This is a genomic window from Bacillus sp. SRL543, from assembly GCF_984799205.1.
On the sequence record NZ_OZ481794.1, the window covers coordinates 2,847,983 to 2,870,260 of the forward strand.

Annotated in this window: 24 protein-coding genes and 1 pseudogene; 8 read left to right on the forward strand and 17 right to left on the reverse strand. The window is 44.1% G+C overall.

Annotated features, from left to right (window positions below):
* On the reverse strand, positions 1 to 960 hold the full coding sequence (locus AC4E8B_RS14585; RefSeq protein WP_490214098.1) for an ABC transporter substrate-binding protein: 960 nt from the start codon (positions 958 to 960) through the stop codon (positions 1 to 3).
* A gap of 30 nt (positions 961 to 990) precedes the next feature.
* Entirely contained in the window at positions 991 to 1,776 is a 786-nt protein-coding gene (locus tag AC4E8B_RS14590) for an ABC transporter ATP-binding protein (protein WP_490214099.1), read from the reverse strand.
* 342 nt (positions 1,777 to 2,118) lie between these two features.
* Between AC4E8B_RS14590 and AC4E8B_RS14595 the strand changes: the two genes are divergently transcribed.
* Together AC4E8B_RS14595 and AC4E8B_RS14600 are read left to right on the forward strand one after the other, a co-directional pair.
* Positions 2,119 to 2,298, forward strand: coding sequence for a DUF8096 family protein (locus tag AC4E8B_RS14595; protein WP_490214100.1), 180 nt, complete (start codon positions 2,119 to 2,121; stop codon positions 2,296 to 2,298).
* 159 nt (positions 2,299 to 2,457) lie between these two features.
* The gene (locus AC4E8B_RS14600; RefSeq protein WP_490214101.1) at positions 2,458 to 3,336 is read left to right on the forward strand and encodes a PIG-L deacetylase family protein; all 879 of its coding nucleotides are present in this window, start codon (positions 2,458 to 2,460) and stop codon (positions 3,334 to 3,336) included.
* 706 nt (positions 3,337 to 4,042) lie between these two features.
* On the opposite strand, the gene AC4E8B_RS14605 is transcribed toward AC4E8B_RS14600, so the two are convergent.
* Positions 4,043 to 4,183 carry a hypothetical protein gene (locus tag AC4E8B_RS14605; RefSeq protein WP_490214102.1) on the reverse strand — a complete coding sequence of 47 codons (141 nt, stop codon included), beginning with the start codon at positions 4,181 to 4,183 and terminating at the stop codon, positions 4,043 to 4,045.
* Between the two features lie 125 nt (positions 4,184 to 4,308).
* On the opposite strand from AC4E8B_RS14605, the pseudogene AC4E8B_RS14610 reads away from it, so the two are divergent.
* Positions 4,309 to 4,467, forward strand: a pseudogene (locus AC4E8B_RS14610) (YozQ family protein); the annotation flags it as partial.
* Positions 4,468 to 4,625: 158 nt separating this feature from the next.
* On the forward strand, positions 4,626 to 5,117 hold the full coding sequence (locus AC4E8B_RS14615; protein WP_490214103.1) for a GNAT family N-acetyltransferase: 492 nt from the start codon (positions 4,626 to 4,628) through the stop codon (positions 5,115 to 5,117).
* Positions 5,118 to 5,185: 68 nt separating this feature from the next.
* Here the strand turns inward: AC4E8B_RS14615 and AC4E8B_RS14620 are convergent, their stop codons facing one another.
* Positions 5,186 to 5,329, reverse strand: a complete 144-nt coding sequence (locus tag AC4E8B_RS14620) for a hypothetical protein (protein ID WP_490214104.1) — start codon at positions 5,327 to 5,329, stop codon at positions 5,186 to 5,188.
* Positions 5,330 to 5,838: 509 nt separating this feature from the next.
* On the opposite strand from AC4E8B_RS14620, the gene AC4E8B_RS14625 reads away from it, so the two are divergent.
* Positions 5,839 to 6,213: a nucleotide excision repair endonuclease gene (locus AC4E8B_RS14625; protein ID WP_009793222.1), complete on the forward strand. Its 375-nt coding sequence runs from the start codon at positions 5,839 to 5,841 to the stop codon at positions 6,211 to 6,213.
* 40 nt (positions 6,214 to 6,253) lie between these two features.
* On the opposite strand, the gene AC4E8B_RS14630 is transcribed toward AC4E8B_RS14625, so the two are convergent.
* The 7 genes from AC4E8B_RS14630 to AC4E8B_RS14660 all read right to left on the reverse strand — a co-directional run bounded on the left by AC4E8B_RS14630 (position 6,254) and on the right by AC4E8B_RS14660 (position 13,216).
* Positions 6,254 to 6,844 carry a hypothetical protein gene (locus AC4E8B_RS14630; RefSeq protein WP_490214105.1) on the reverse strand — a complete coding sequence of 197 codons (591 nt, stop codon included), beginning with the start codon at positions 6,842 to 6,844 and terminating at the stop codon, positions 6,254 to 6,256.
* A 245-nt stretch (positions 6,845 to 7,089) separates the two neighbouring features.
* Positions 7,090 to 9,267 carry a malate synthase G gene (locus AC4E8B_RS14635; protein WP_490214106.1) on the reverse strand — a complete coding sequence of 726 codons (2,178 nt, stop codon included), beginning with the start codon at positions 9,265 to 9,267 and terminating at the stop codon, positions 7,090 to 7,092.
* Between the two features lie 149 nt (positions 9,268 to 9,416).
* Positions 9,417 to 9,824 (reverse strand): hypothetical protein, encoded by a 408-nt coding sequence (locus tag AC4E8B_RS14640; RefSeq protein WP_490214107.1) that lies wholly within the window; start codon positions 9,822 to 9,824, stop codon positions 9,417 to 9,419.
* Positions 9,825 to 9,864: 40 nt separating this feature from the next.
* Complete coding sequence (locus AC4E8B_RS14645; protein ID WP_490214108.1) at positions 9,865 to 10,674, reverse strand: PP2C family serine/threonine-protein phosphatase; 810 nt, start codon at positions 10,672 to 10,674, stop codon at positions 9,865 to 9,867.
* Positions 10,667 to 11,119 (reverse strand): HIT family protein, encoded by a 453-nt coding sequence (locus AC4E8B_RS14650; protein WP_490214109.1) that lies wholly within the window; start codon positions 11,117 to 11,119, stop codon positions 10,667 to 10,669. The genes AC4E8B_RS14645 and AC4E8B_RS14650 overlap by 8 nt, the downstream gene beginning before the upstream one ends.
* 242 nt (positions 11,120 to 11,361) lie before the next feature.
* Positions 11,362 to 12,315 (reverse strand): ABC transporter permease, encoded by a 954-nt coding sequence (locus tag AC4E8B_RS14655; protein ID WP_490214110.1) that lies wholly within the window; start codon positions 12,313 to 12,315, stop codon positions 11,362 to 11,364.
* Entirely contained in the window at positions 12,308 to 13,216 is a 909-nt protein-coding gene (locus AC4E8B_RS14660) for an ABC transporter ATP-binding protein (protein ID WP_490214111.1), read from the reverse strand. The genes AC4E8B_RS14655 and AC4E8B_RS14660 overlap by 8 nt, the downstream gene beginning before the upstream one ends.
* A 412-nt stretch (positions 13,217 to 13,628) precedes the next feature.
* Between AC4E8B_RS14660 and AC4E8B_RS14665 the strand changes: the two genes are divergently transcribed.
* Positions 13,629 to 14,789 (forward strand): ATP-binding protein, encoded by a 1,161-nt coding sequence (locus AC4E8B_RS14665; RefSeq protein WP_490214112.1) that lies wholly within the window; start codon positions 13,629 to 13,631, stop codon positions 14,787 to 14,789.
* A gap of 151 nt (positions 14,790 to 14,940) precedes the next feature.
* On the opposite strand, the gene AC4E8B_RS14670 is transcribed toward AC4E8B_RS14665, so the two are convergent.
* Both AC4E8B_RS14670 and AC4E8B_RS14675 read right to left on the reverse strand, forming a co-directional pair.
* The gene (locus tag AC4E8B_RS14670; protein WP_257991409.1) at positions 14,941 to 15,102 is read right to left on the reverse strand and encodes a hypothetical protein; all 162 of its coding nucleotides are present in this window, start codon (positions 15,100 to 15,102) and stop codon (positions 14,941 to 14,943) included.
* Between the two features lie 64 nt (positions 15,103 to 15,166).
* Positions 15,167 to 16,276, reverse strand: coding sequence for an AI-2E family transporter (locus AC4E8B_RS14675; RefSeq protein WP_490214113.1), 1,110 nt, complete (start codon positions 16,274 to 16,276; stop codon positions 15,167 to 15,169).
* Between the two features lie 215 nt (positions 16,277 to 16,491).
* On the opposite strand from AC4E8B_RS14675, the gene AC4E8B_RS14680 reads away from it, so the two are divergent.
* Positions 16,492 to 17,082 (forward strand): helix-turn-helix domain-containing protein, encoded by a 591-nt coding sequence (locus tag AC4E8B_RS14680; RefSeq protein ID WP_490214114.1) that lies wholly within the window; start codon positions 16,492 to 16,494, stop codon positions 17,080 to 17,082.
* Between the two features lie 36 nt (positions 17,083 to 17,118).
* Here the strand turns inward: AC4E8B_RS14680 and AC4E8B_RS14685 are convergent, their stop codons facing one another.
* Positions 17,119 to 17,940, reverse strand: a complete 822-nt coding sequence (locus AC4E8B_RS14685; RefSeq protein WP_490214115.1) for an STAS domain-containing protein — start codon at positions 17,938 to 17,940, stop codon at positions 17,119 to 17,121.
* Positions 17,941 to 18,171: 231 nt separating this feature from the next.
* Here AC4E8B_RS14685 and AC4E8B_RS14690 point away from each other — a divergent pair, with 231 nt between their 5' ends.
* Positions 18,172 to 18,627 carry a YflT domain-containing protein gene (locus AC4E8B_RS14690; RefSeq protein WP_490214116.1) on the forward strand — a complete coding sequence of 152 codons (456 nt, stop codon included), beginning with the start codon at positions 18,172 to 18,174 and terminating at the stop codon, positions 18,625 to 18,627.
* Positions 18,628 to 18,765: 138 nt separating this feature from the next.
* Here AC4E8B_RS14690 and sigH read toward each other — a convergent pair whose 3' ends face one another.
* The 3 genes from sigH to AC4E8B_RS14705 all read right to left on the reverse strand — a co-directional run bounded on the left by sigH (position 18,766) and on the right by AC4E8B_RS14705 (position 22,190).
* On the reverse strand, positions 18,766 to 19,389 hold the full coding sequence (gene sigH, locus AC4E8B_RS14695) for an RNA polymerase sporulation sigma factor SigH (protein ID WP_490219697.1): 624 nt from the start codon (positions 19,387 to 19,389) through the stop codon (positions 18,766 to 18,768).
* A 283-nt stretch (positions 19,390 to 19,672) separates the two neighbouring features.
* On the reverse strand, positions 19,673 to 20,686 hold the full coding sequence (locus AC4E8B_RS14700; RefSeq protein WP_490214117.1) for a PhzF family phenazine biosynthesis protein: 1,014 nt from the start codon (positions 20,684 to 20,686) through the stop codon (positions 19,673 to 19,675).
* Positions 20,601 to 22,190 (reverse strand): M2 family metallopeptidase, encoded by a 1,590-nt coding sequence (locus tag AC4E8B_RS14705; RefSeq protein ID WP_490214118.1) that lies wholly within the window; start codon positions 22,188 to 22,190, stop codon positions 20,601 to 20,603. Before AC4E8B_RS14705 ends, AC4E8B_RS14700 begins: the two co-directional genes overlap by 86 nt.
* Positions 22,191 to 22,278 lie beyond the last annotated feature (88 nt).

The window sequence follows — 22,278 nt, forward strand, 5'->3', positions numbered from 1 at the left end:
TTACTGCGCCTTTTCAATCAGTGTATTATCCACGAAATCCTTATATGCAGGAGGGTTTTCCAGCAATCCCATTTCTTTCAGGTTCTTGCTCAATTCTTCATAATCCTTTTCATTCAGCTTTAGATTGTCATAAGATATCCATTGGAAAGAGAGATCCATAACCTTCTCATCAGCCTTCATGTACTTCGATGACATCTCGAAGGTATGCTCATCCTTCTTTTCTGCGGCTTCTCCAGCCTTTACATAAGCATTCACGAATTCCTGTGCAATATCGTTATCCTTTGTAATAAAGTCATTGCGCAGAACAAGTGTGCAATCAATGGAGTCCTTCCATATCTCCTGGTCCTGATACAGTACTTTGCCTTTATTGATAGAGACCGAGATAGCACCAAACGGCTCTGCCACAACATAACCTGCAATACGGCCTTCAGATAATGCGGCCGGCATTTCTGAAGGCGGCAATTCTACTGCCTTTACGTCTTCATACTGCAGTCCGTTTTGTTTAAGCATCTGGTACAAAAGGATGTTATGAGTAGAAAATTTGTGAGGTATACCAAAGGATTTCCCTTTTAAATCTTCAACACTATTAATATCATTTGCTGTAACGAGTACATTGCCGTCACGATGGCCCAGTGCCACAGCTTTTAGATCAATCCCCTGCTCCTTTGCTTTCATAGCGAGTGTAACCAGAACAGACGCACCATCTATTCTTCCAGTATTCAGGGCATCCATCAGTTCAGGCCATGAACCAAATTTTACAAGCTCCAAATCAAAATTCTTATATTCTTCCATTTCTTTTTCAATATACAGCGGCACTGCATGGGTGATGGGCAGATACCCTATTTTGACAGTACGCTTTTCGCCTTCACCTGTTTGAGCATTCTCTGATGAACTGCATGCAGCCAGATTGAATAATAGCAAGACAGATAGTGCCAGCAGCAAAATTGATTTTCTTTTCATTTATCTATCATTCTCCTTTAGTGTAATTAATTAAATATTAAACTCTATGGGTGAAACCTTTTTATTAAAGTGAAATTCATTGAAAATGAGTTTTCTATAATGCTGAAAATCGCTGTGGCTGCGATCTCTCGGTTTTGAAAGGTCAATTTTTATTTCTTTGTGGATTCTTCCAGGTGACGGATGCATAATAAAAACTCTGTCTGATAAATAAATGGCTTCATCTATATCATGCGTTACAAGTACGATGGACGTTTCTTCCCTAGTTTGGATACTTAATAGCTCATCCTGCAGATAATATCGGTTAAAAGTGTCCAATGCCGCAAATGGCTCATCCATTAAAATAACCGTCGGCTGCAGTGACAGTGCTCTTGCGATTGCTACCCTTTGCTGCATGCCGCCTGACATTTCATGAGGGAACATCTCTGCTTTGTCAGCCAGACCTACCAAAGCAAGATAATGCATGGCACGTTCTTTCCGTTCTGCCGGATTAATTTTTAATCCCTCCAGCCCCAATTCCACATTTTTAAGAATGGATCGCCATGGCAGCAAAGCATAATATTGAAAAAGCATGATGCAGTCTCTTGTAGGCTTTTGCACTTCTTTTCCATCTAATAAAACAGAACCAGCGTCAGGTTTTTCGAATCCGCCAAGAATGTTGAGCAGTGTACTTTTGCCGCAGCCGCTTTCTCCCAATATAGAAATGATTTCCCCCTGTTTAATTTGCAGTGAGATATTCTCCATTACAGTTAATCGCTTCTTTTTACTTTGAAAGCTTTTAGATATATTTTCAGCAAATATTATTGATTCAGGATTCAATAACTCCACATCCTTCTGACAAGAAAGTCTAAAATCATTTTAAACTCTTTAATTCCTATGCAAATAGTATGATTAATGCTGTAAGTTATTTTATTATACTTTGTTCATTTAATCAACTTAAATTTGTAGAATATTTCATGTATAAATAAATTTCTAAACTATACTGTATGCCAGTGAACTGCTCCAATAAAATGTATATGACTGAATGTTAAGAAATAAGCAGATTCCCGCCTGGAAGACTCTTAGTGAGCAGTATAACAGAATACATTATTAATCCACCTACCGAAAACCCAGCAAATTTGCTATGATAAAAAGATAAACTCTAGTTGCAGGTGAATGAAAATGTCCGAAACAAATGAATTCAAAGGTTTTGACACAAGCATTGTGTATGACTACAAAGATTATCCTGATGTTAAAAGCGGGAGATGCGATAATTGTGACAATACTTTGTTTAAAAGTTCCGTAAAAGACTTTATTTTTCTCCGCGAATGCCGGGAGTGCGGAATGAAGAAAAGTATATAAAGATGTAAAAAGGAGATGCATTTGGCGTCTCCTTTTTACATCTTATTCACCGCATTTTATAGAACTTGAGAGAATGAGGACTATTTTCCTTTATTCCTGCGCATCTCTTTTATTCTGGCCTCATATACTGGACTAGCATGATGATGAGGGTGGTCTGGTATGAAAAGAAGAAGACTTAAATGGTTTGCAGTTATTACTGTTATTCTTTTCGTCTTTCTATTGCTCGGTTCTGTTTCTGCAATCATTTACGCCAATTATTATGTAAATGACGGGGAGGTACCTGTTTCTCAGGAACTTTTCCCGAAGAATGAGCCAAAAAGAGTGCTTTCCCTGTTTGCACATCCGGATGATGAAATTATGGTGAGCGGAACTTATTCTAAGCTGGGGAAACAGAAGGATGTATATACCGCCCTGGCTGTATTTACCAGGGGTGAAGCAGGTCCTGATGGAGGGGTTGTCCCAAGGGATAAACTTGGGGCTGAACGCTCAAAGGAAATGGAGAAATCGGCCGAAATCATTGGGTCAGACCGGCTTGACCTGTTTGGCTTTCCTGATGGAGGATTAGAAGGTGTGGATGGCGAGGAAATTAAACAGGTGATCAGAGACTTGATCGCCGATGTTAAGCCCACAGTATTAATATCTTATGATGATGTGATTGGCTTATACGGGCACCCGGATCATGCGGCCATGGGGAAGCTGGTGCGGGAAGTGGCAAAAGAAGAGCTTTTGAAAGGAAACTCCCCTGTTAAGAGGCATTATATGGTCACCCTGCCCGAGCCTATGATTAAGGTAGCCCTTAAACTCTCTCCAACTTTCAAGGAGAAGTATCCACAAGATGCAAGCAAGGGGCTTCCTGAGCCTGATATCGCTTTTCCAATGGCGACCGAAGCATCCGCACGCAAAAAAGTCCTTCTTGCCCATCGGACACAGAAGGAAGTGATATCCAGTGTTCAGCCGTACTATGATAAAATACCAGCGTCAATCTATTACCGGATCTTTGACCGTGAGTATTTTCACCTGGCTGAATCAGCCGATTGAAAATGAAGCTCTTAGCTTAATGCCAGCCTATTAAGGATCAATCCTAGGCGGCGGTTATAGCAATGGCGGAAATAGGCATCAAAGGTCATTGAGCAAGTCCATAAGATCATGAAACTGAATCGGCTTTCCAGAAGAACAGCTTTAAATATAAGCAGGGTCAAAATTTATGTAAAATAATAAGCTGGATAGAAGCAGCAGGAAATGAAGCTGAGACCACTATTTCATCCAAAAACAAAAATAGCGGTCCTACCCTGCTCTGCTGGAACCACTATTTCAGCAAAAAACAAAAATAGCGGTCCTACCCTGCTCTGCTGGGACCACTATTTCATCCAAAAACAAAAATAGTGGTCCTACCCTGCTCCGCTGGAACCACTATTTCATCCAAAAACAAAAATAGCGGTCCTACCCAACTCTGCTGGAACCACTATTTCGAAAAAAAACAAAAATAGTGGTCCTACCCTGCTCCGCTGGAACCACTATTTCAGCTAAAAACAAAAATAGTGGTCCTACACTGCTCTGCTGGAACCACTATTTCATCCAAAAACAAAAATAGCGGTCCTACCCTGCTCCGCTGGAACCACTATTTCAGCAAAAATCAAAAATAGCGGTCCTACCCTGCTCCGCTGCAGCCACTATCTCTGCATAAATAAAAACAGCGGTCCCAGCTGCCACGCACCTCGAAGACAAATCCCTTTATGTTAAAGTGTTATTTCTTTTGGTCACTCTTCTTTTGGCTTTGCGGTACCGCTGTATTAAGCGCTCCTGTTTCAAAGTCATATTCCTTGGATATTCCGGCGTATCTTCCAAGATCGTTCGTACGGTCTTCACCCTTTTGATTTTTAGCCACGAGGTTCACCTCCTCCCCTGTAATTTCCCCGTTCCTGATTCCAATTATGTACATTCCCACTAACCAAATAATCTGCTTTGATTGACTTATACTATGGATGAAAGGAGGCGGAACGATTGAAAAAAGATAAGCAAAACCAGCCTGATACAACGCAAATTGCTGCCAGATACTTCACTCCATCCGATTATGAAGGGAACTCCCAGCTGGAGCAGGGTCTCGCTGAAACCCATGAACAAGTCGGGGATGATTATAATGAAGGAACGGTGGATCAGCTGAAGGAATAGCAAAAATAGCTGCTTGCCTCTGCAAGCAGCTTCTTTTCCGTGATGCAGGATTGCTAAAACGGATACACTCCCCAGACGTTTCATTGTCAGGTTATAAGACAATTAACTTCCCCTCCATCTTCTGCTCTTTTAAAATAAGTACCAGGAGGGATGATGAAATGATAATCCGCGAAGCAGCAAAAGAAGATTTGCCGGACATTCTCGATATTTATAATGAAGCAATCCGCACTTTGACGGCGACTTTTGACCTTGAAGAACAAAGTCTGGAAGAGCGGAAAGCCTGGTTTGAAAAATACGGCGGCAAATATCCGCTGACGGTTGCAGTGGAAGAAGGCCAGATTGCCGGCTACTGCTCAATCGGACCCTTCCGCGACAAGCAGGCATACGAAAAAACAGCAGAGCTTTCTGTCTACATATCTTCACGCTTCAGGGGAAAAGGAATCGGGACAAGTCTGGCAGAGGATATGCTCTCCCGCGCAGCCAGCCTTGGCTATCATACCATTATCAGCGGACTCACCGCCGGTAATGCAGCAAGTGTCAAGCTTCATGAAAGATTAGGTTTCCGCTATATCGGCATCTTTAAAGAAGTTGGCTTTAAATTCGGGGAATGGCAGGATGTCCTTTTTTATCAGTATTTCTTTGATGCATAATAAAGGCCGGCGCTATGCCGGCTTAAAAAACAAAAAATCGCCTAACTCATGGTTTAGACGATTTCATTTTATCTTACGCAGCTGATCGCAGTCTGCAACAGCTCAATATCCTTAACAATTTCAACTTTTAAGGCTTTATCTTTACATCTCTCGTATTCTTTTTTCATCCGTTGGATTTCGTCTAAGAAAATGTAGTATTCTATGCTGTTCATAATCGCCCTCTTAAGATTTGAATTATTTAATACTCTTTACCCTTATTACACGAATGAAAACTACAATATTTGTCATTTATTAGGTGACAGGCACCTATACCAGTTATAGACCACATGCAAAAAGCCCCAAAAGCCAGTCATGCCGGGGCTTCCGAGATTGATAAATTTTAGGCAATAACCTGCATTTATTCTTATCTGCTATATTGAATCATGTATTGTAAGTATTACAATCAAACCGGATTGCTGCTGCCATTAAAACGGAAAGCGCTTGATCCTAAGGCTAAACCATTCAAGGATCAGCCTGTGCATTTGATATCCCACACGCTCACCTGCTTTATATGTTCTATAAACTTAGTCGCCTGTAAGGTAAATCTGTGACATTTTAATAAGAGAAAAATCCAAAAAACCTTGTTTCTCCTCCATATAAGGGTAAAATAATCAGGATATAGTGGATATCAGGCTTCCGGTATGATACCATTTACAAGTTAAAGAAAAGGAAGTGACTGAAGATGATAAAAATTGAAATTCCAAATCCGGATTTGACTCTGACTAAAAACAAGCATGCCGACGAACAGACATCATCCGTACTGAGCAATCTCTACGGCTTTACGGATTATCACCGCATCCCCCGCGATAAGGGCGGCCTGATCCTGTTCCTTGATTCTAATGAGGATCTGATGTTCGTAGGAAAAGCCCGCAAGCTGAGGCAGCGCGTAAAGAAGCATTTTGAAGATACTGTTTCACCGATCAAGGATGTTCGCCATGATGTATACAAAATTGCCTTGATTTATGTAGAAGACCCGATGGAGAGGGAAATTTATGAAACTTATATCATCAATACTCTCCAGGCCAAATATAATACAGATAAGGTTTTTTATAAATAATCTGTATACAAAAAAAACGAAGCATTGCTGCTTCGTTTTTTTATTTTACCCAGCTTTTCAAATCATCTGTTGATAGGGTATTCATCCAGGCGTCTTTTTCGCCATTTTCTATCTCGGCAGCCTTAATGGCATAATGCAGGAACCAAATCTCCCCGCCTTCGCTTTGAATCCTAGCTGTTTCATATTGGTCTGGATGGGCAGGGTCATCGGTCAGCTGAAATTCATAATAAAGATTATTAGCATCCTCTCTTAGAACCTCAAAGTGAAGGTCGCCGGATACTGACTGCTCAAGAGAATTTTTGAATTGAGCAGCATATGCCTGCACCGGCACCCCATTCGGATTGCTGTAGCGGTGGACCGTGATCAGCTCAGACCAGTTGTCGACTGTTTCCCCGGCAAGGACATATTCCTGAAAGAGCCCGTTCTGAGAATCTGAAAACCCGAGCTGCCATTCCTTTCCGTTGGCGATAAAGCTTTCCTTTGCTGCAGCCTCTTCAGCATCTGTTTCCTCCCCTGCAGCATCCACCTCCTCTATTGGATTTTTTTCTGGAGCTGCTGCCTTTATTTCTGAATCTGACTCAGTTTCCTCCGTTCCGGAGCAGGCAGCGCTCATCATTATCAGGATTGTCAATAATAATAACAATTTCAAATGCTTCAACAAAATCCCCTCATTTTTGTAATAATAGCTAAATTTTACCTGAGGGAATCCGAAACCGTCAATATTCATAAACAAGCTCACTTACGATATACCTTTTTCAATCACATTCACATTAAATCATTCCAGCCTTTCCTCTGTCATCTTGATAGAAGAGCCAGAGATGCTGACAGCGGCGTGCGCTGCCCACAGACTTGACCATATTTGCTTTTTCCAGCACCTTACTGCCTGACAGCCTGTTTCGATTTTGCTTCGAGTCTCCGCCTATGTAGAATAGGTTCTGTGTAGCCGCTGGGCTGATTCTTTCCTTCAAAAATGAGCTCGCAGGCCGCCTGGAATGCGATGGATGAACTGAAATTATCTGACATCCTCTTATAGTCCGGCTCATTCTCATTTTGTGCATCTACTATCACCGCCATTTTATGGAGCGCATCCATCACCTGTTCCTTTGATGCTATATTGTGGTGGAGCCAATTGGCTAGATGCTGGCTTGATATCCTCAAGGTAGCACGGTCCTCCATCAGGCCGACATCATGAATATCCGGCACTTTCGAGCAGCCGATGCCCTGTTCCACCCAGCGGACCACATAGCCAAGAATGCCCTGGGCATTGTTTTCGATTTCTTCCCGGATCTCTTCAGGTGACCAAAAGCCTTTGGCTTCCACCGGTATTGACAGCATTTCATCTCTATACATTAACGGGTCCTTGAACTCCTTCTGCTGGATTTCCCTCACATCAATCTGATGGTAATGCAGCGCATGGAGGACTGCAGCTGATGGTGAAGGCACCCAGGCAGTATTGGCCCCTGTCATGAGCTGGGCACCCTTCTGCTCAAGCATATCCTTCATTTTATCCGGCATGGCCCACATGCCTTTGCCGATTTGCGCTCTGCCTGAAAAACATGCTCCCAGACCAGTTGAAACATTGGAAGCCTCATATGCCTGGAGCCAGGAGGACTTCTTCATCTCCCCTTTCCTCACCATCGGTCCCGCTTCCATGCTGGAATGGATTTCGTCCCCCGTCCGGTCAAGGAAGCCTGTATTGATGAACACGATGCGGTCTTTGACTTCTTTTACACACCTCTTTAAATTCAGGGAGGTTCTCCGCTCTTCATCCATCAGTCCGATTTTCAGGGTATTTCTTTCAAGTCCGAGCAGATCTTCAGTCCTATCAAAAAGCCTGCCTGCAAACGCAGCTTCCTCCGGCCCATGCATTTTAGGCTTCACAATATAAATAGAGCCTTTCCTGGAGTTAGCCGCTACCTCTGTGTGTAAAAGAGAATGCTTCCCTGCCAGGCTTGTAAAGACGGCATCAAGTATTCCTTCGTATATTTCATTACCTTCCTGATCCAGTATTGCGGGAGTCGTCATCAGATGGCCGACATGGCGGACAAACAGAAGCGATCTGCCCGGCAGGGAAAAAGGCTTGCCTTCAGGATCATTGTAGTATCTGGCACCGTTCAGTTTCCTTGATACGACCTTGCCGCCCTTTGGAAAATCTGCGCTGAGTTCCCCTTTCATCAACCCAAGCCAATTTCGGTAGACAAGCACCTTGTCTTCTGAATCAACAGCCGCAACTGAGTCCTCGCAATCCATGATCACTGTAACAGCGGCCTCCATCATAATGTCTTTTATGCCTGCCGGGTCACTTTTTCCAATGTCAGAAGCATGGTCGATCTGAATCTCAAAATGAAGTCCATGATGCTTCAGCAAAACAGCTTCCGGATGGTCATTATCTCCTCTGTAACCGACAAATGCTTCTTGATCTTTAAGTTTTGAGGATGACCCATTTTTTAAAGTGATGACCAGCCTGCCGTCCTTGACTGAATAGCGTACAGCTTCCAGATGAGAAGCCCCTTCGAGCGCGGCTGCTTGATCAAGAAATTCCTTTGCGAATTCTATCACTTTATTTCCGCGCACCGGATTGTACTGGCTGCCCTTTTCTGCCCCTTCCTCTTCACTGATGGCATCAGTCCCGTACAGAGCATCATACAAACTTCCCCACCTCGCATTGGCCGCATTGATGCTGTATCTGCTGTTATTGACCGGCACAACCAGCTGCGGACCTGCCTGAAGGGCGATCTCATCATCCACATTTTCCGTTCCAATCTGGAAGTCTTCCGGCTCTGGCAGCAGATAGCCGGTATCCTGGAGGAACTGCTTATACTTCTCAAAGTGGAAGTCGCGGTTTTCTGAATGATACTGATCAAGCTCCTTTTGCAGCTCCTCCCTTTTGGCCAGCAGTTTCTTGTTTTCCGGGGTAAGGTCTTCAATAAGCTTTTCAAAACCACTCCAGAATTCATTTTCTTCCAGTCCGCTGCCGGGAAGAGCCTCCTTCTGTAAAAATTGATGCAGAGCTTCATCCACCTGCAAGTTTCCTATTGTTCGATAGTTTGCCATCCTTATCCTCCTTTATTTTCTATTACACAACGCTGTTTTTTATATCTGTTATAGTACAGGATAGCATAGGAAAAGAAGTCTTTACAATTATTTTTCTTAAAATTCAAACATTTACCCGCAAAAATTAAACCGGCCCTATCCGGAACCGGTCATTCCTCTTCCTCTTCATCTTCTTCTTGTGCGGCCTCTTCTTTTACCTGATCGATTTTTTCAAATGCATTGGCAAGAAGAATGGCGGCGCTGATAATTTCATCCAAAATTTCGAGAAATTCGCCAAAGTCCACTTCGTTCTGCGAACATTCTCTGATCGCCCGCATGATATCAGTATAAAACCGTTTATATTCTTTCTCATAGCGGCTGTTATCCATTTCTCTGATGGTTGTCCCGTCTATGCTGATGGCATGAAAAATCAAGCTCGATAAAGTTTCAACAGCAGCCTCCAGCCGCTGCTCTTCCTTATCGGATTCTCCGGGGATATGATAAAAATAAACATCGCATAGAGTTATATAATAGCTTTCAATATTGGTATCCTGCTGTATATGCTTTAACTTGGCCATCGGCAGCCCTCCGCCTGTATGTTGCCCATCTTGCGGAAATTTATCCTTGGCTTGTAATATTTTTCGGCATCAATGGCCTGCTGGAGGAACTTGCTTCCCAGGAGATGATCGTAGTACTGTCACGGACTTGATGCGCCTTTATGACATCCAGCATTTCCTTCACACCCTGCCCATCTGAAGCCTCCTTCATTGCAGCCATGATTTTTTCCGGGTCTTCATACGGCATTCCAGGGCATTCAAGGAGGCCATCGGTCGTAAGGAGGATGGTATTTACGCCTTCTCTTAGTTCTCTCCTTCCTGTTGTATAACAGGGAACGGACAGATCAAAAGCATTTGCCCTTCCTGTCCATTCAAAAAATTGCCGCTGGTTCAGCTGATGCTGCCCCATAGCCGCCAGTTCCGGATGAAAGAGGAAAAGCACACAATCACCAATAGACAGCCACCAAAGATACTGAGCTTTCCGAAAAGCAAACAGGCAGGCAGTTTCCCCTTTTACCTTGCTGCATTCCAACCGGAACTCTTCAGAAGCCAGGGAGGACAATATAAATTTTTCCACACCAGGTATTGCAGCATCTGCTGGGAGTTCCAGTATATCTAATATGTCTTTCTTTTTAGATTGGATATGCTGCAGGACAAGCTCTGCACTTTCTGACGATTCATGGGCATCGAGGATGAGTGCAAACTCCCATTCCCGGTTTTCATCGGCCCAGACAAGGCAGCCATCCTCATTTTTATATTGGCCTGCCTCTGTATTTCCGCCAAACCGCCCTAGCGTGATATGGGCATGCTGTTTGACACTTGGATTATCCAGATAAGGGGCAAGCTTCCCATTCCAGCAAATATCAATCATGTTTCTGCTCCCCCAGGTATGCCTTAATTTTGCGGCAGATTTGGCTGACCTCTTCTTCGTCTCCCATCGGTGCCTGCTTCCAATCATAAACACCCATTGGCCCCCAATGTTCTTCCGGGGTGCCCGGGTAGCGCGGCACTAAATGCATATGCAAATGAGGAACAGCGTTACCTGATACAAGAGAATAAATATGCTCTGCTCCCTCGCTTTCCTTCAAGGCCCGGCTAATCCTCGCCATAGATTTACCAAAAGCCGAAGCTTCCTCCATCGTCAAATCCGCCAGCGTCGGTGCATGCCTTTTCAAGTCAATCATCAAATGTCCAAGATATACGGGCTTTCCGCCTCCGTCAATATGTCCAACAAAAACAAACTCATCCTCATAGATTACACTTCCTGAAGTTTTGATTTTTCCCTGGTGCTTATCACAAATAAAACACTCTCCCATCTTTTCCCCTCCTTTGGTAATTGGTATAATATAACTTTTGTCTGATGTTGTCTATATTTTCTGATATTATAGGTTGTTTGAATGAAGGAGTGGCTTCAGGTGTACTAACACCCTCTGATTCTCTTTTTCCAATTTAGACGGCCTTAGTTCCCATAACTACCACCCTCCCGTTTTGAACATTAAGAACTTAACCAACCCAGCTGCTAACTAAATAAGCCGGACAAAAATGTCCGGCTTCTTCCTTAGGCTGATACATCCCTTTTCTTGAACAGCCAGAATGCAAGGGCTTGAAAGATGATAAAATACACAATTAGTACGATCACTGAAAAAGTCAGTGTCATCCCTTCAACTGGCGGGACGCCGTCAAAATACACGGTAAGATTTGTGTTGGCAAACAAAATATATTTTGCCCAATCGAACAGTCCTGCCAAAATAACTGTTGCCGTGCCTCCTGTAAACAGAAGAAACAGCGAAAGGCCGATGGCAAGCGAGCTGTTGCGGAAAACGGCAGAAATCATGAAGGCCATCGTAGCGACCATCAGAACATCAACACTTGCCAGCAGATAGGAAACTGCCAGATGGCCGGCGATTCCTCTTTCGACCACTTCCCCATTCGAGTAGGCAAGATGAGGTATTTGTTCAGACGGAAGCCCGAACAGAATCACACCGAGCAATGTGGCCAGCCCGTATATCAAAGCCAGCATGAACAGCCCGAACATAAAGACGGTTATGTATTTGGAAAGCAGGATCTTGGATCGGCTGATTGGGCGGATCAGGAGAAGTTTTATCGTTCCCCATGAAAATTCAGAAGCAACAATCCCAGCTGCCACAATGATGGTGAACAAACCAGCAAAGGTTATCAATGCCTGGGCATCATTCACGAATGACCATACTGAATATTCCGTTTGAGGCGGTAAATCATTCTCGATCTGGTATTCTTTAATGGCGATTTGCCTTTTATAGAACATATCCAAATTGGAATTAAAGTTCTCATCCAACTGGGTTTTGTCATCCTTGATGCTCTGTTCCAGTGATTGCTTCCAGTCAGCCTGCAGTTCCTGTCCGCCATTTTTTGATTCATCGTATTTCTCGAAACCGGCATATCCTATTGTAAAAAGGATAACAAGCCCCACCATGACAAGTGTACCTGTTCTGCGAAAGAGTTTTATCCATTCATTTTTGATTAAATTACCCATGTTTGACACCCCCGGCCGTCACTTCGAGGAATCTGTCTTCCAGTGTTTGCGAAGCAGCTTTCACTCCATAGACTGATACTCCCTGTTGAACAAGGCTTTGTACGATCACGGGCACTTCGTCTTTTGTACAGGCGGCAGTAAATCCATCGGCTGTCCGGACTGCGCCAAATCTATCCTCCAGACTGCTGAATGCCTGGCTGAGATCTCCTGTTTCAAAAGCGTAAACCGTTCCCGTCTTTACAAAATCATTCACCTGCTGCACTTCTACAAGCTGTCCATCCTGAATGATGGCAATCCGGTCGCACATCATTTCCATTTCTGAGAGGAGGTGGCTCGATACGATGACACTCATGCCTTTTTCCCGGGTCAGCATCTTAAGATGGTCCCTGATTTCCCGTATCCCTGCAGGATCCAGGCCGTTCGTCGGCTCATCGAGAATCAGGAGCTTCGGGTCATGAAGCAGGCACTGTGCCAGGCCGAGGCGCTGCCTCATCCCGAGTGAATAGGTGCGCACCTTATCATGGATCCGGTCCTGCAGACCGACGAGCCCAATCACTTCGTCAATCTTCTTTTTCGAAACATTTTTCTGCATCCGTGCAAATTGCATCAGGTTCTGGTAGCCTGTCAGAAACTTGTACATTTCCGGGTTCTCGACAATCGCGCCGATATGGCTTACCGCACCGGCAAAGTCCTTGCGGATGCTGTTCCCGCAGACGACAATGTCTCCTTCCGTAATCCCGATTAGGCCCACAATCATCCGGATCGTCGTCGTTTTACCGGCTCCATTGGGTCCAAGAAAGCCAAATACCTCTCCTTCGTTTACAGAAAAACTGAGTCCTTTGATGATTTCTTTTCCTTTGATCGACTTTTTAACATTGTTCAGAGTCAAAATAGAATTCAAAAATTGCGCCTCCTATCATTCTGTGTCTAACCATAATACGGCAGAGTCTGGAAAAAGGTTCATTTTTTTAGTAGTTTTCCAGATTTCTTTCTTTTTCAGCATCAGGACCCTTTTAAGACTAACCAGACTACTTCAAGATCCTCTTTCTGACATGGAATAAAAGCTTTCTCATTGAAAATAGCGCCAGTGCTTATATTACTATTTTTTGGAAAACATTAATATATTCGTCAAATTATGCTATTTGTATTGTTTCTTTTGACAAAAAATTATAAAATTTTTATATACATACAAAAATGCGGTGAAATAAATGGAAATAACCAGGCACTTGTTTTTCAATTTAGCGTTGATTATCATTCTTTTATTTTTCTCATTGGTTTGGTCTGAAAGAAGGCAAAAGATTTCTTTTTCCCCCTTGTCGTCCTTAATCTGGCTATCACTGATGCTTTGGCTGAGCCTGCAGTTTTCCTTTAAATCCTCTTCCGACTTCCAGTTTGATCTGAGGCTCATACCGGTTTTGATCGGCGGCTTGTACGCCGGCCTTGGCCCTTGGCTCAGCGTGCTTGCCATTGTCTTCCGCTCGTTCTATGGAATCGGCACCGGTTTCTGGCTCAATGTTCTTTTGTATGTGCCGCTCGGATTTTTACTGTGGCGCATTTATCCAAATTTCAAAATACAGCACCCGCAAAAAAGGATTGCCTTTTCGGTCCTTTTGACTGTTATTTTAAGCGTAGTGGCAGTCATCGCCATGGAAATATGGTCTTCCCCTGAAAGCAGGCTTGATGCCTGGGCCGCTCATCTGGCGGTTCCGACTGTAGGGGTCGCAATGATTTCCTATATCATTGAATATGTCAGGAAGGATCTTGAGCTCAAGAAGAAACTGATAAAAACTGAAAAGCTGGAGGCAGTGGAGCAGATGGGGGCCGCGATTTCACATGAAATCCGCAACCCTTTGACAGCTGCTGCCGGCTTTGTACAGCTATTGATCGAGCACCCTCAGCCTCTTGAAAAAAGAAGGGAGTATCTTCATATCGTTAAAGGCGAGCTTGAATCCGCAGAAAGGGTCATAAAGGACTATTTGACTTTCACCAAGCCTTCCCTCGACTATATAGAGGAAATCAACGTAAAAAAAGAAATCACACAGGTTATCAACATTCTGACACCTCTCGCGAATCAGAATTCTGTCAGGATCTCAGCCAATTTTGCCATCCTTGGTTCCATAGAAGGTGACCGGCAGAAATTTCATCAGTCACTTCTCAATGTCCTGAAAAACGCCATTGAAGCAATGCCAAAAGGCGGCGATCTCATGGTTGAGACCAATTATACGAAAAGCCATATATCCATATCTGTAAAAGACACAGGCATCGGAATGACCCCTGAACAGCTTCAGAAGCTGGGCGAGCCTTATTATTCTACCAAAGGCTCAAAAGGGACCGGCCTGGGGATGATGGTTGTTTTCAGCATCGTAAAAGCTATGAAGGGCACAATCAAAGTCGAAAGCAAAGTCGGGGCGGGCACCACCTTTTATTTTTCTTTCCCTGTTTTCAGCCATGGTGCCAAAAATGAAAGGTTTTAGAGGGGAAGCAGGTTCTTCCCCTCTTTTTCCATGCCCTTCTTAGAATTTCTCCCCATAGACGTCTAAATGGAGCCTCCGGATGCACACTTCAAGGCGCTCCCTTCCTGCTGATATGCATGAAAAAGCAGCGCCGGCATTCAGCGCTGCTTTTTCATTTTCTTTGTGCGTACATCATATTCTTCACTTCTACGATTTTGAATTTCCGCTCAAGATTGGTAAGCTGCGGGATCAGGTCTGTAATGCAATCTGCAAAAAATTCGGTACTGATGAATTGGTCCTCGCGGTTTTTGTATACAATTTTATAGCGGTTCATGCAGCATCCTCCTGTTGTATGGATTGTAATATTCTTTTCCCGATATTCTGCATGATTGAAACCATCAATCTTCAACCTGGATAATCTGGTCACGGTCAGCTTTCTTCAGTGTATAAAGCCTGTAGGCATGGCTGATGATGACCTTGATGATTGCATAGGCAGGAACAGCGACGATCATCCCGATCAGTCCCGCAAGATTGCCCGCCACCAAAAGGATCAGGATGATGGTTAGCGGATGGACATCCAGCTTTCTCCCCATGATGAGCGGGGAAGATACATTTCCGTCTATTTGCTGGACCACTATCACAACGAGAATGACTTTCAGCGCCATAAAAGGCGACATAGTAAAGCCGACGATGACAGCCGGGACAAGAGCAAGGAATGGTCCCAAGAAAGGAATGACGTTTGTTAACATGGCCACTATCGCCAGAATCAGAGAATAATTGATTCCTATGATCAGATAGCCGATATACATCATAACACCGACGATGAAGCTGACGATTGCCTGCCCCTGGATATAGGAGCTGAGTGCTTCGTCCATATCCTTAAGGATTTTCCTTGTCTCGGCAGCCTGAAAATACGGCAAATATCTTACCATGCCTTTTGACGCCCCTTCACTGTCCTTCAGCAGATAAAATACAATGAAAGGCACAGTCACAACCACTGTCACTACACTCGTGACGATACTGAATACGCCCGTCAGGCGGGAGCTCAGGTCTGAGAAATTCGATTTGAAATACGAGCTCACCTGTTCTGCAATGTAGTCGAAGGTAATATAATCGTTTTCCTGGAAACGGGAGAACCAAGCGCTGTTTTGCAGCTCGTCCGCTTTGTTTCTAAGCCCTTCTATATACTGCGGGTAATTGTCCATCAGATCTTTGAACTGGCGCTGCAGCTCAGGTCCCACAAAGTAGACCAGGGCGGCGGCCCCGCCGATGACAATAAGATAGATTAAGAGTATGGACACAACCTTAGGGACTTTTTTCCTGTTCAGGAAATAAACAATCGGGCGCAGCAGATAATAAAGGACCCCGGAAATAAGGAATGGCATAAATAAAGTTTCAAAGAAAATTTCAATCGGTGTAAAAATAAAATCAATTTTTGTTGCGAGGAAGATGATGACCATCACAATAATAATTCCGTAGCCAATTTTAAACCATTTTGAACTTGGCAAAGTATCACATCACTTTCATTATGTATAAGAAATATATACCCTCTCTTTCTTTCCTCATTCATACTTCTCTAACTTCTGCTTAATTCATCTAAAAAATATGCCTGCTGTATAGTAAAATCACTTCTTTACCCTTTTTCCCATCAGATATGCAGGTATAAGCTCCTTGTGTCTCAAAAGCCACGCCCATCCACAGTGATACATGATAACCTAGAGCCATGCATAAACAACATAAACGCGATTGGCTTATAAAATTAAGAAAAGCTAGAAAGCTTACCCAGGAGACCGTGGCAAAAAAGGCATTCATCGACAGGGCTTATTATGCACAAATTGAAAGCGGGGTGAGGAATCCCAGTGATGAAATACGGCAAAATATAGCTCAGATCCTTAATTTCCACTCTTCTGCCTTTAATGCGGAGGATGAAAGCCCCTTCCGTTATGCACTGGAGGCTGCACCCATAATCGTAACCCACTGTGATAAGGAATTAAAATACACATGGATTTTCAATCACCATCCGGCATTCCCCCCTGAATTTCTCATAGGCAAACGGGATGATGAGCTTGGTCTTGGAATAGGGGGAGAAATGTATACACAGATGAAAAGAACCGTCATAGAAAAACAGATTTCAATCCGGAAAACAGTCTCCTTTTCACTTCCCGATCAGCATCTTTATATATATATGATTTTTGCACATCCACTTTTTGACCGCACTAATCAAATCATTGGTGCGGCTACCATACTGACTGAGCTGTCTAAAGTCCCTCTGACAGAAAACCCTGATGCACAACCTGATAATTGCTGTACATAAAAAGGGTGAACCAAGACGGCTCACCCTTTTCTTTGATCATTCTTCCACAAGGCTTTCGATGGCCTGTTTCACATTTGCAAATGTAGGAACGGATGTCAAATCGATTCCTTCTGCAACAGCTTGCTGTGCAAGATCCGGCCGGACCCCGGAAGCTATTGTATTAACCCCCACAAGACGGAGCACATTACGGATATCAAAAACATACTTTGCGATTTGCGCATCTATATTGACTATACCGGAAAAGTCCATGATCAGGCAGTCAATCTGGAGATTCTTAATTTCCGGTACCACTTTTTCCATAATAAGCTTGGCCCTGTCGAAATCGATTGAGCCGATCAGCGGAAGGACGGCGATGCCATCTTGTATTGGAACTACAGGTGCAGTCAGTTCATTGACTTCATCCTGCGCTTTTTCCAGAAGGAATTCTGAAAATCGTTCAAAAGCAAATACCGTTTCATTGATGCTTATATCCAGAATCAAATTGACCTTTTTTATCAGCTGAACAACCTCATCCATGCCCAGATCAAATTCTTTCCCTATCCGTGACACTTTGTCGATAAACACTTGCCTGGAATCTGGATAGCGCATCACGATGTCAGAGATACGGCCGCCGTTTTTTGCCTGCCTCTCTCCATTTTCCTTGCTCCAATCCAGCAATCCGTCAGGCATCTTCTCAGTTTCGGACACAATGGACTCCCCAATAAACTTCATAAAAGATTCATAAGTCTTTTTGGCATTCTGTATTTCTTCCTTCGGCACCTCAAAGTCAAATTCCAGAATGATGCTTTCCACCAATTCATCTGCAAGTGATTGTGCATGCTCTTTAAAATACGAAGAAATTTTGTCAAATGGCTGCATGTGTCGATTCCTCCTATTTACGATGTCTTTATTATATCGCATTATAAAGCAGGGGACATCCTCCAGAGGCTATAAGTTTGGGCAGCATTAAGAGAATGGTTTCCGATTAAGCTGGTGCACCAGGCATTTCCCAAAAAATACTGGATTGCCAGAAAAGCCGCCCAACGTTTCCTTCCCTGAAAACAAGGGAATGGTAGAGTAATTCTATTAATCTACTGGAGGAGAATAAATATGAATAATCAACTAATTGGCGGCTATGACACCATCGAGGAGCTGACGGAAGCACTTGCTTCAGCAAAAGACAATGGCTATAACAGCAGAAAGCTGGTGATCGTTTCGAAGGACGGATCCAATATCGAGGCACTTGCAGAGACATACGGGGCCATCGCTAAAATCATCGGCTCACAGGAGCTCGGAAACCAGCGCTTTCTTGATTCTGCTAAAGCATTATTTTTAGGAGCAGATCCCGGAACCAGCTCAGGGATCCATTCGAATGATGAATATGCCAGCTATGGTGCAGCTGACGAAGATGCAGAAGAATTTGCGCAAAAGGTATTTGACGGCCAGTATGTCCTTTTTGTTGATAACACCATTGAAGAAGATGAACTTCTTCGCCCCTCCCATGAGGGGAACCAGCTCGGAGATACGCCGGGAGATGAACCTTCCGTCCGAAGGGAAGAATATTGATGAAAATCCCGGCTGTTTGCCGGGATTTTTCATTTTTTTATGATCCTTACTTTTTTTCAGGAATCTTGCAGACTCCGAATCTGCCTCACCAGATACCAAAGAAAAAAGCCCCCCTGCCCGAAGGGAGCTCCTCGTTCCTCATATGACCAGCTCACGTCTTTCAAGATAGCGGTCAAGCTTTCGTTTGACGCGCTGAAGGGCGTTGTCGATGGATTTAACATGTGTATCCAGTTCCTCGGAAATTTCAATATAAGAGTGGCCGGCAACGTACAGATCAAGAACTTTTCGTTCCAGGTCGCTCAGCTTCTCGGCGATTTTCTCTTCAATGTCTGCCGTGTTCTCCTGGTTTACGATCAGAATGGCCGGATCTGTGACCATGGTGCCCGGAAGGATATCCATAAGTGTATGCTTTGATTCGTCTTCGTAAATCGGCTTGTCCAGTGATATGTAAGAGTTCAGCGGCATCTGCTTCTGGCGCGTCGCCGTTTTCACAGCGGTGATGATCTGCCTTGTGATGCAAAGCTCAGCGAATACCTTGAAAGAAGCAAGCTTGTCCTCTTTGAAATCGCGGATCGCTTTATATAGACCGATCATCCCTTCCTGATAAAGATCATCCTTGTCTCCGCCAATCAGAAAAAATTTGCTCGCTTTCGCCCTGACAAAGTGCCTGTATTTTTTCATAAGGTACTCAGATGCCATCCCGTCCCCATGCTGAAAAAGGACAACCAGTGTTTCGTCTTCATAGTTCGAATAGTCTTCCATCAGTTTTACTGCGATGCTTGCACTCACTCATATCCCTCCATCTATCATTCTGAGTCTGAAGTTTGACTGACAACACCATTACTGTTTTTTCTAAAAAGTCCGTCTATTAACTTATTTCTATCTTAAACCATTTTCCGAATAAAAGATATGAACAAATAGCGAGCTATCTTTACAAACTATGACACTCAATCAAGCACCTGCAGCAGAATGGGCGTCTATTGTTATCTATTTATGCTGGCTTAACTGGATGCTGTCGAAATGTTTATGTTCTGTATTATGGCACCTATATATCGATAACCATCATTTCTTTCAGTTCCGCCGCCCCTCCAATTTCCAGCCTATCTATTTTTCCGGAATCTGCAGCTGATAGATTTGCTTTTATAATAGAAGGCAGACCCATTGAATCTCCCTGGTGAAAAAAATGTTCGCCTGCAAGGATTCTTTTATGATAATAAAGATAGCCGCATAAAGCCCCGCTGGCCGTACCTGTCGCGCTCTCCTCGGGTATGCCGGCGGCAGGCGCAAGATTCCGGCATACTGCCGCTGCCCCTTCTTCTCCGCTGACAGCAAACAGATGATACCCTATTGCCTGGTACTTCCTGCTGATTTCGGCAACTTGCCTGAAATCCGGCTGAATCGAATCCAGCACCTCCCTGGAACTGATGGGAACCATGATATCCGGCAGCCCGGCTGAAACAATTTGGACCGGCAGACCTTCAGCAAGATCATCCAAGCTGATTCCCAAGGAAGCTGCAGCCTCTTCTGCAGGAAGCGTTTCCCCTATTTTCGGAAGAGGCTGTTCAAGGAAAATTTCTCCTGTATCTCTCGTCCTTGCTTTAAGAAGGCCTGCATTGCATTCAAATATGTGATTTCCAGGCGCTATCCTGCCTTCTTTCACAAGCAGATGGAATGAAGCGACAGTAGCATGTCCGCAAAGGTCGACTTCTTTCTCGGGCGTAAAGTACCTTATGGATACATTACCTGCTGATGAACGGCTGACAAACGCCGTTTCCGGGAATCCCGCCATTGAGGCAGCTTTCTGCATTTGCCTGGTGCTCAGGGCATCTGCGTCAAGAACCACTCCTGCTGGGTTTCCTCCCTTATTGCCCCTGCAAAATGCATGTATTATATAGACGTTTACTTTCATGGAAAAGTTTCCTGCCTTTCTATTATAAAGGCCGCTTCCTATGTAGAAAGCGGCCTTTTCCCTGTTATGCCTGCTGCAGATTCCCGACGAACTGGTCGATGAAATGCTGCGGGTTGAGCTTTTCACCGGTTGCTTTTTCAATCTTTTCATTCCAGTGGAAGGATGCACCAGGCTTGAAGAATTCCTCAAGCAGATAGCTTCCTGCTTCTTTAGAAATTATGCCATTTTCCAGGTTTTTCTTCATATGCTGTTCCAGCTGTGAAGTTGTAAGTTCCCCCAGAAGGTAATTTTGATAGTATACAGGCACAAGAGTAAAGTGGATTTTAGCTGCCCAATGCGGTAGATCCTGATTTTCCGGTGGGTTTACGAATTGGACTTCCTGTACGATTTTCCACCACAGGCGGTTAAGGTCCTGATCAGGGTTTTCATACAGTTCTTTTTCAAACAGCGAAAAAGTGATGAACCAGCGGGCCGAAATGAGCATCTGTCTCCTGAGCGAGGATTTCAGTTCGCCAGCAAGCTCTTCCAATTGCTTTCCATCTATAGCAAGGAATCTGCCCAGCCACTCTGCATTACGGCCCATCCGTCCGTAAAGCATCGCAATCGCTTCAGTGGTTAATGTATGTGCAGGGGCCCTGAGAAGGAAAGGGAGATCACGGTCAATATATTTGAAATATACCGCATGCCCAAACTCATGCAGCATGGTGGTTGACCAGTAGTCGCTGCTGCTGTTGTTGCACAGGACCCTGACGTCCCCTTCCCTGTCGATGTCTGTACAGAATGCATGCTGATTTTTCTTTTCCCTTGGATAGAGGTCGCTGTTTTCCAGCATATCCCCTATTTCCATTCCCATGGAAGCAAATGTAGCAGCCGTCAGCTCCTCCAGATCTTTCCCTTCATAGTAGGAATCCAAATTCAGTGCTTTAGAAGGCGGCGCTTCCTGAAAAAATGGATCCGCATAATGCCAAGGCCTGATTTCATCAATTGAAATCGAGAGGCGTTCTGCAATTTCCACGTCCATTTCCCGCTTGAGCTGGCCGAATGGTTCATCCGAAATCTCTTTCAGCTCATTGAAGATGCCAAAAATAACATCCCGGTCAAGCTCCTGCAGCTCGAAACTCATTTCATGAAAATTTCTGTACCCAAGCTTCACGGCTGTTTCGTTCCTTAATTTCACAAGCTCAAGGAGCTTCTTTTCGACTTTGCTGCCTATTGTTTTGCTTGCATGCCAGGCCTGCTCGCGAAGTTCGCTGTCTTTGCTGTCCGTAAGGATTTTTCTGATATCATTTTCCGATACTTCCCTTCCATTCAGCTCTGCTCTGTATGTATTGAAAACGCCTATTAATTCAGAACTTTTTTCAGACAGCTCCTTAAGAACATCAGCGTCCAGCTGATTTTTTACCATGCTGTTTTTCAGCAGCTGCAGCTGCCTTTGTTCCAAAGGATCAAGCCCCTCAGTGCCTAGCAATTCTTTTACCTTTTTGAATCTTTCAGGGTCTGATAAATAAAGGCTCACCTCAGTCTGCGCTTCGGCTGTCTTCCTGTTCCATTCATCTTCTCCTGTTGTGGAAGCCTTCCACGAAGCTTCAGCACGGTTTTTCTGGAGCTTTTGCAAAGCTTCGTTTTGCTTTTGTAAAAACTGTTCTGCTGTCATGCTCTTTCCTCCTCTGATTGTTGGATTTATTAATATATTCTTGGCAGGACAGCAAAAACCCTGTTTTCTCACAAAAAAAGTTTCGTAA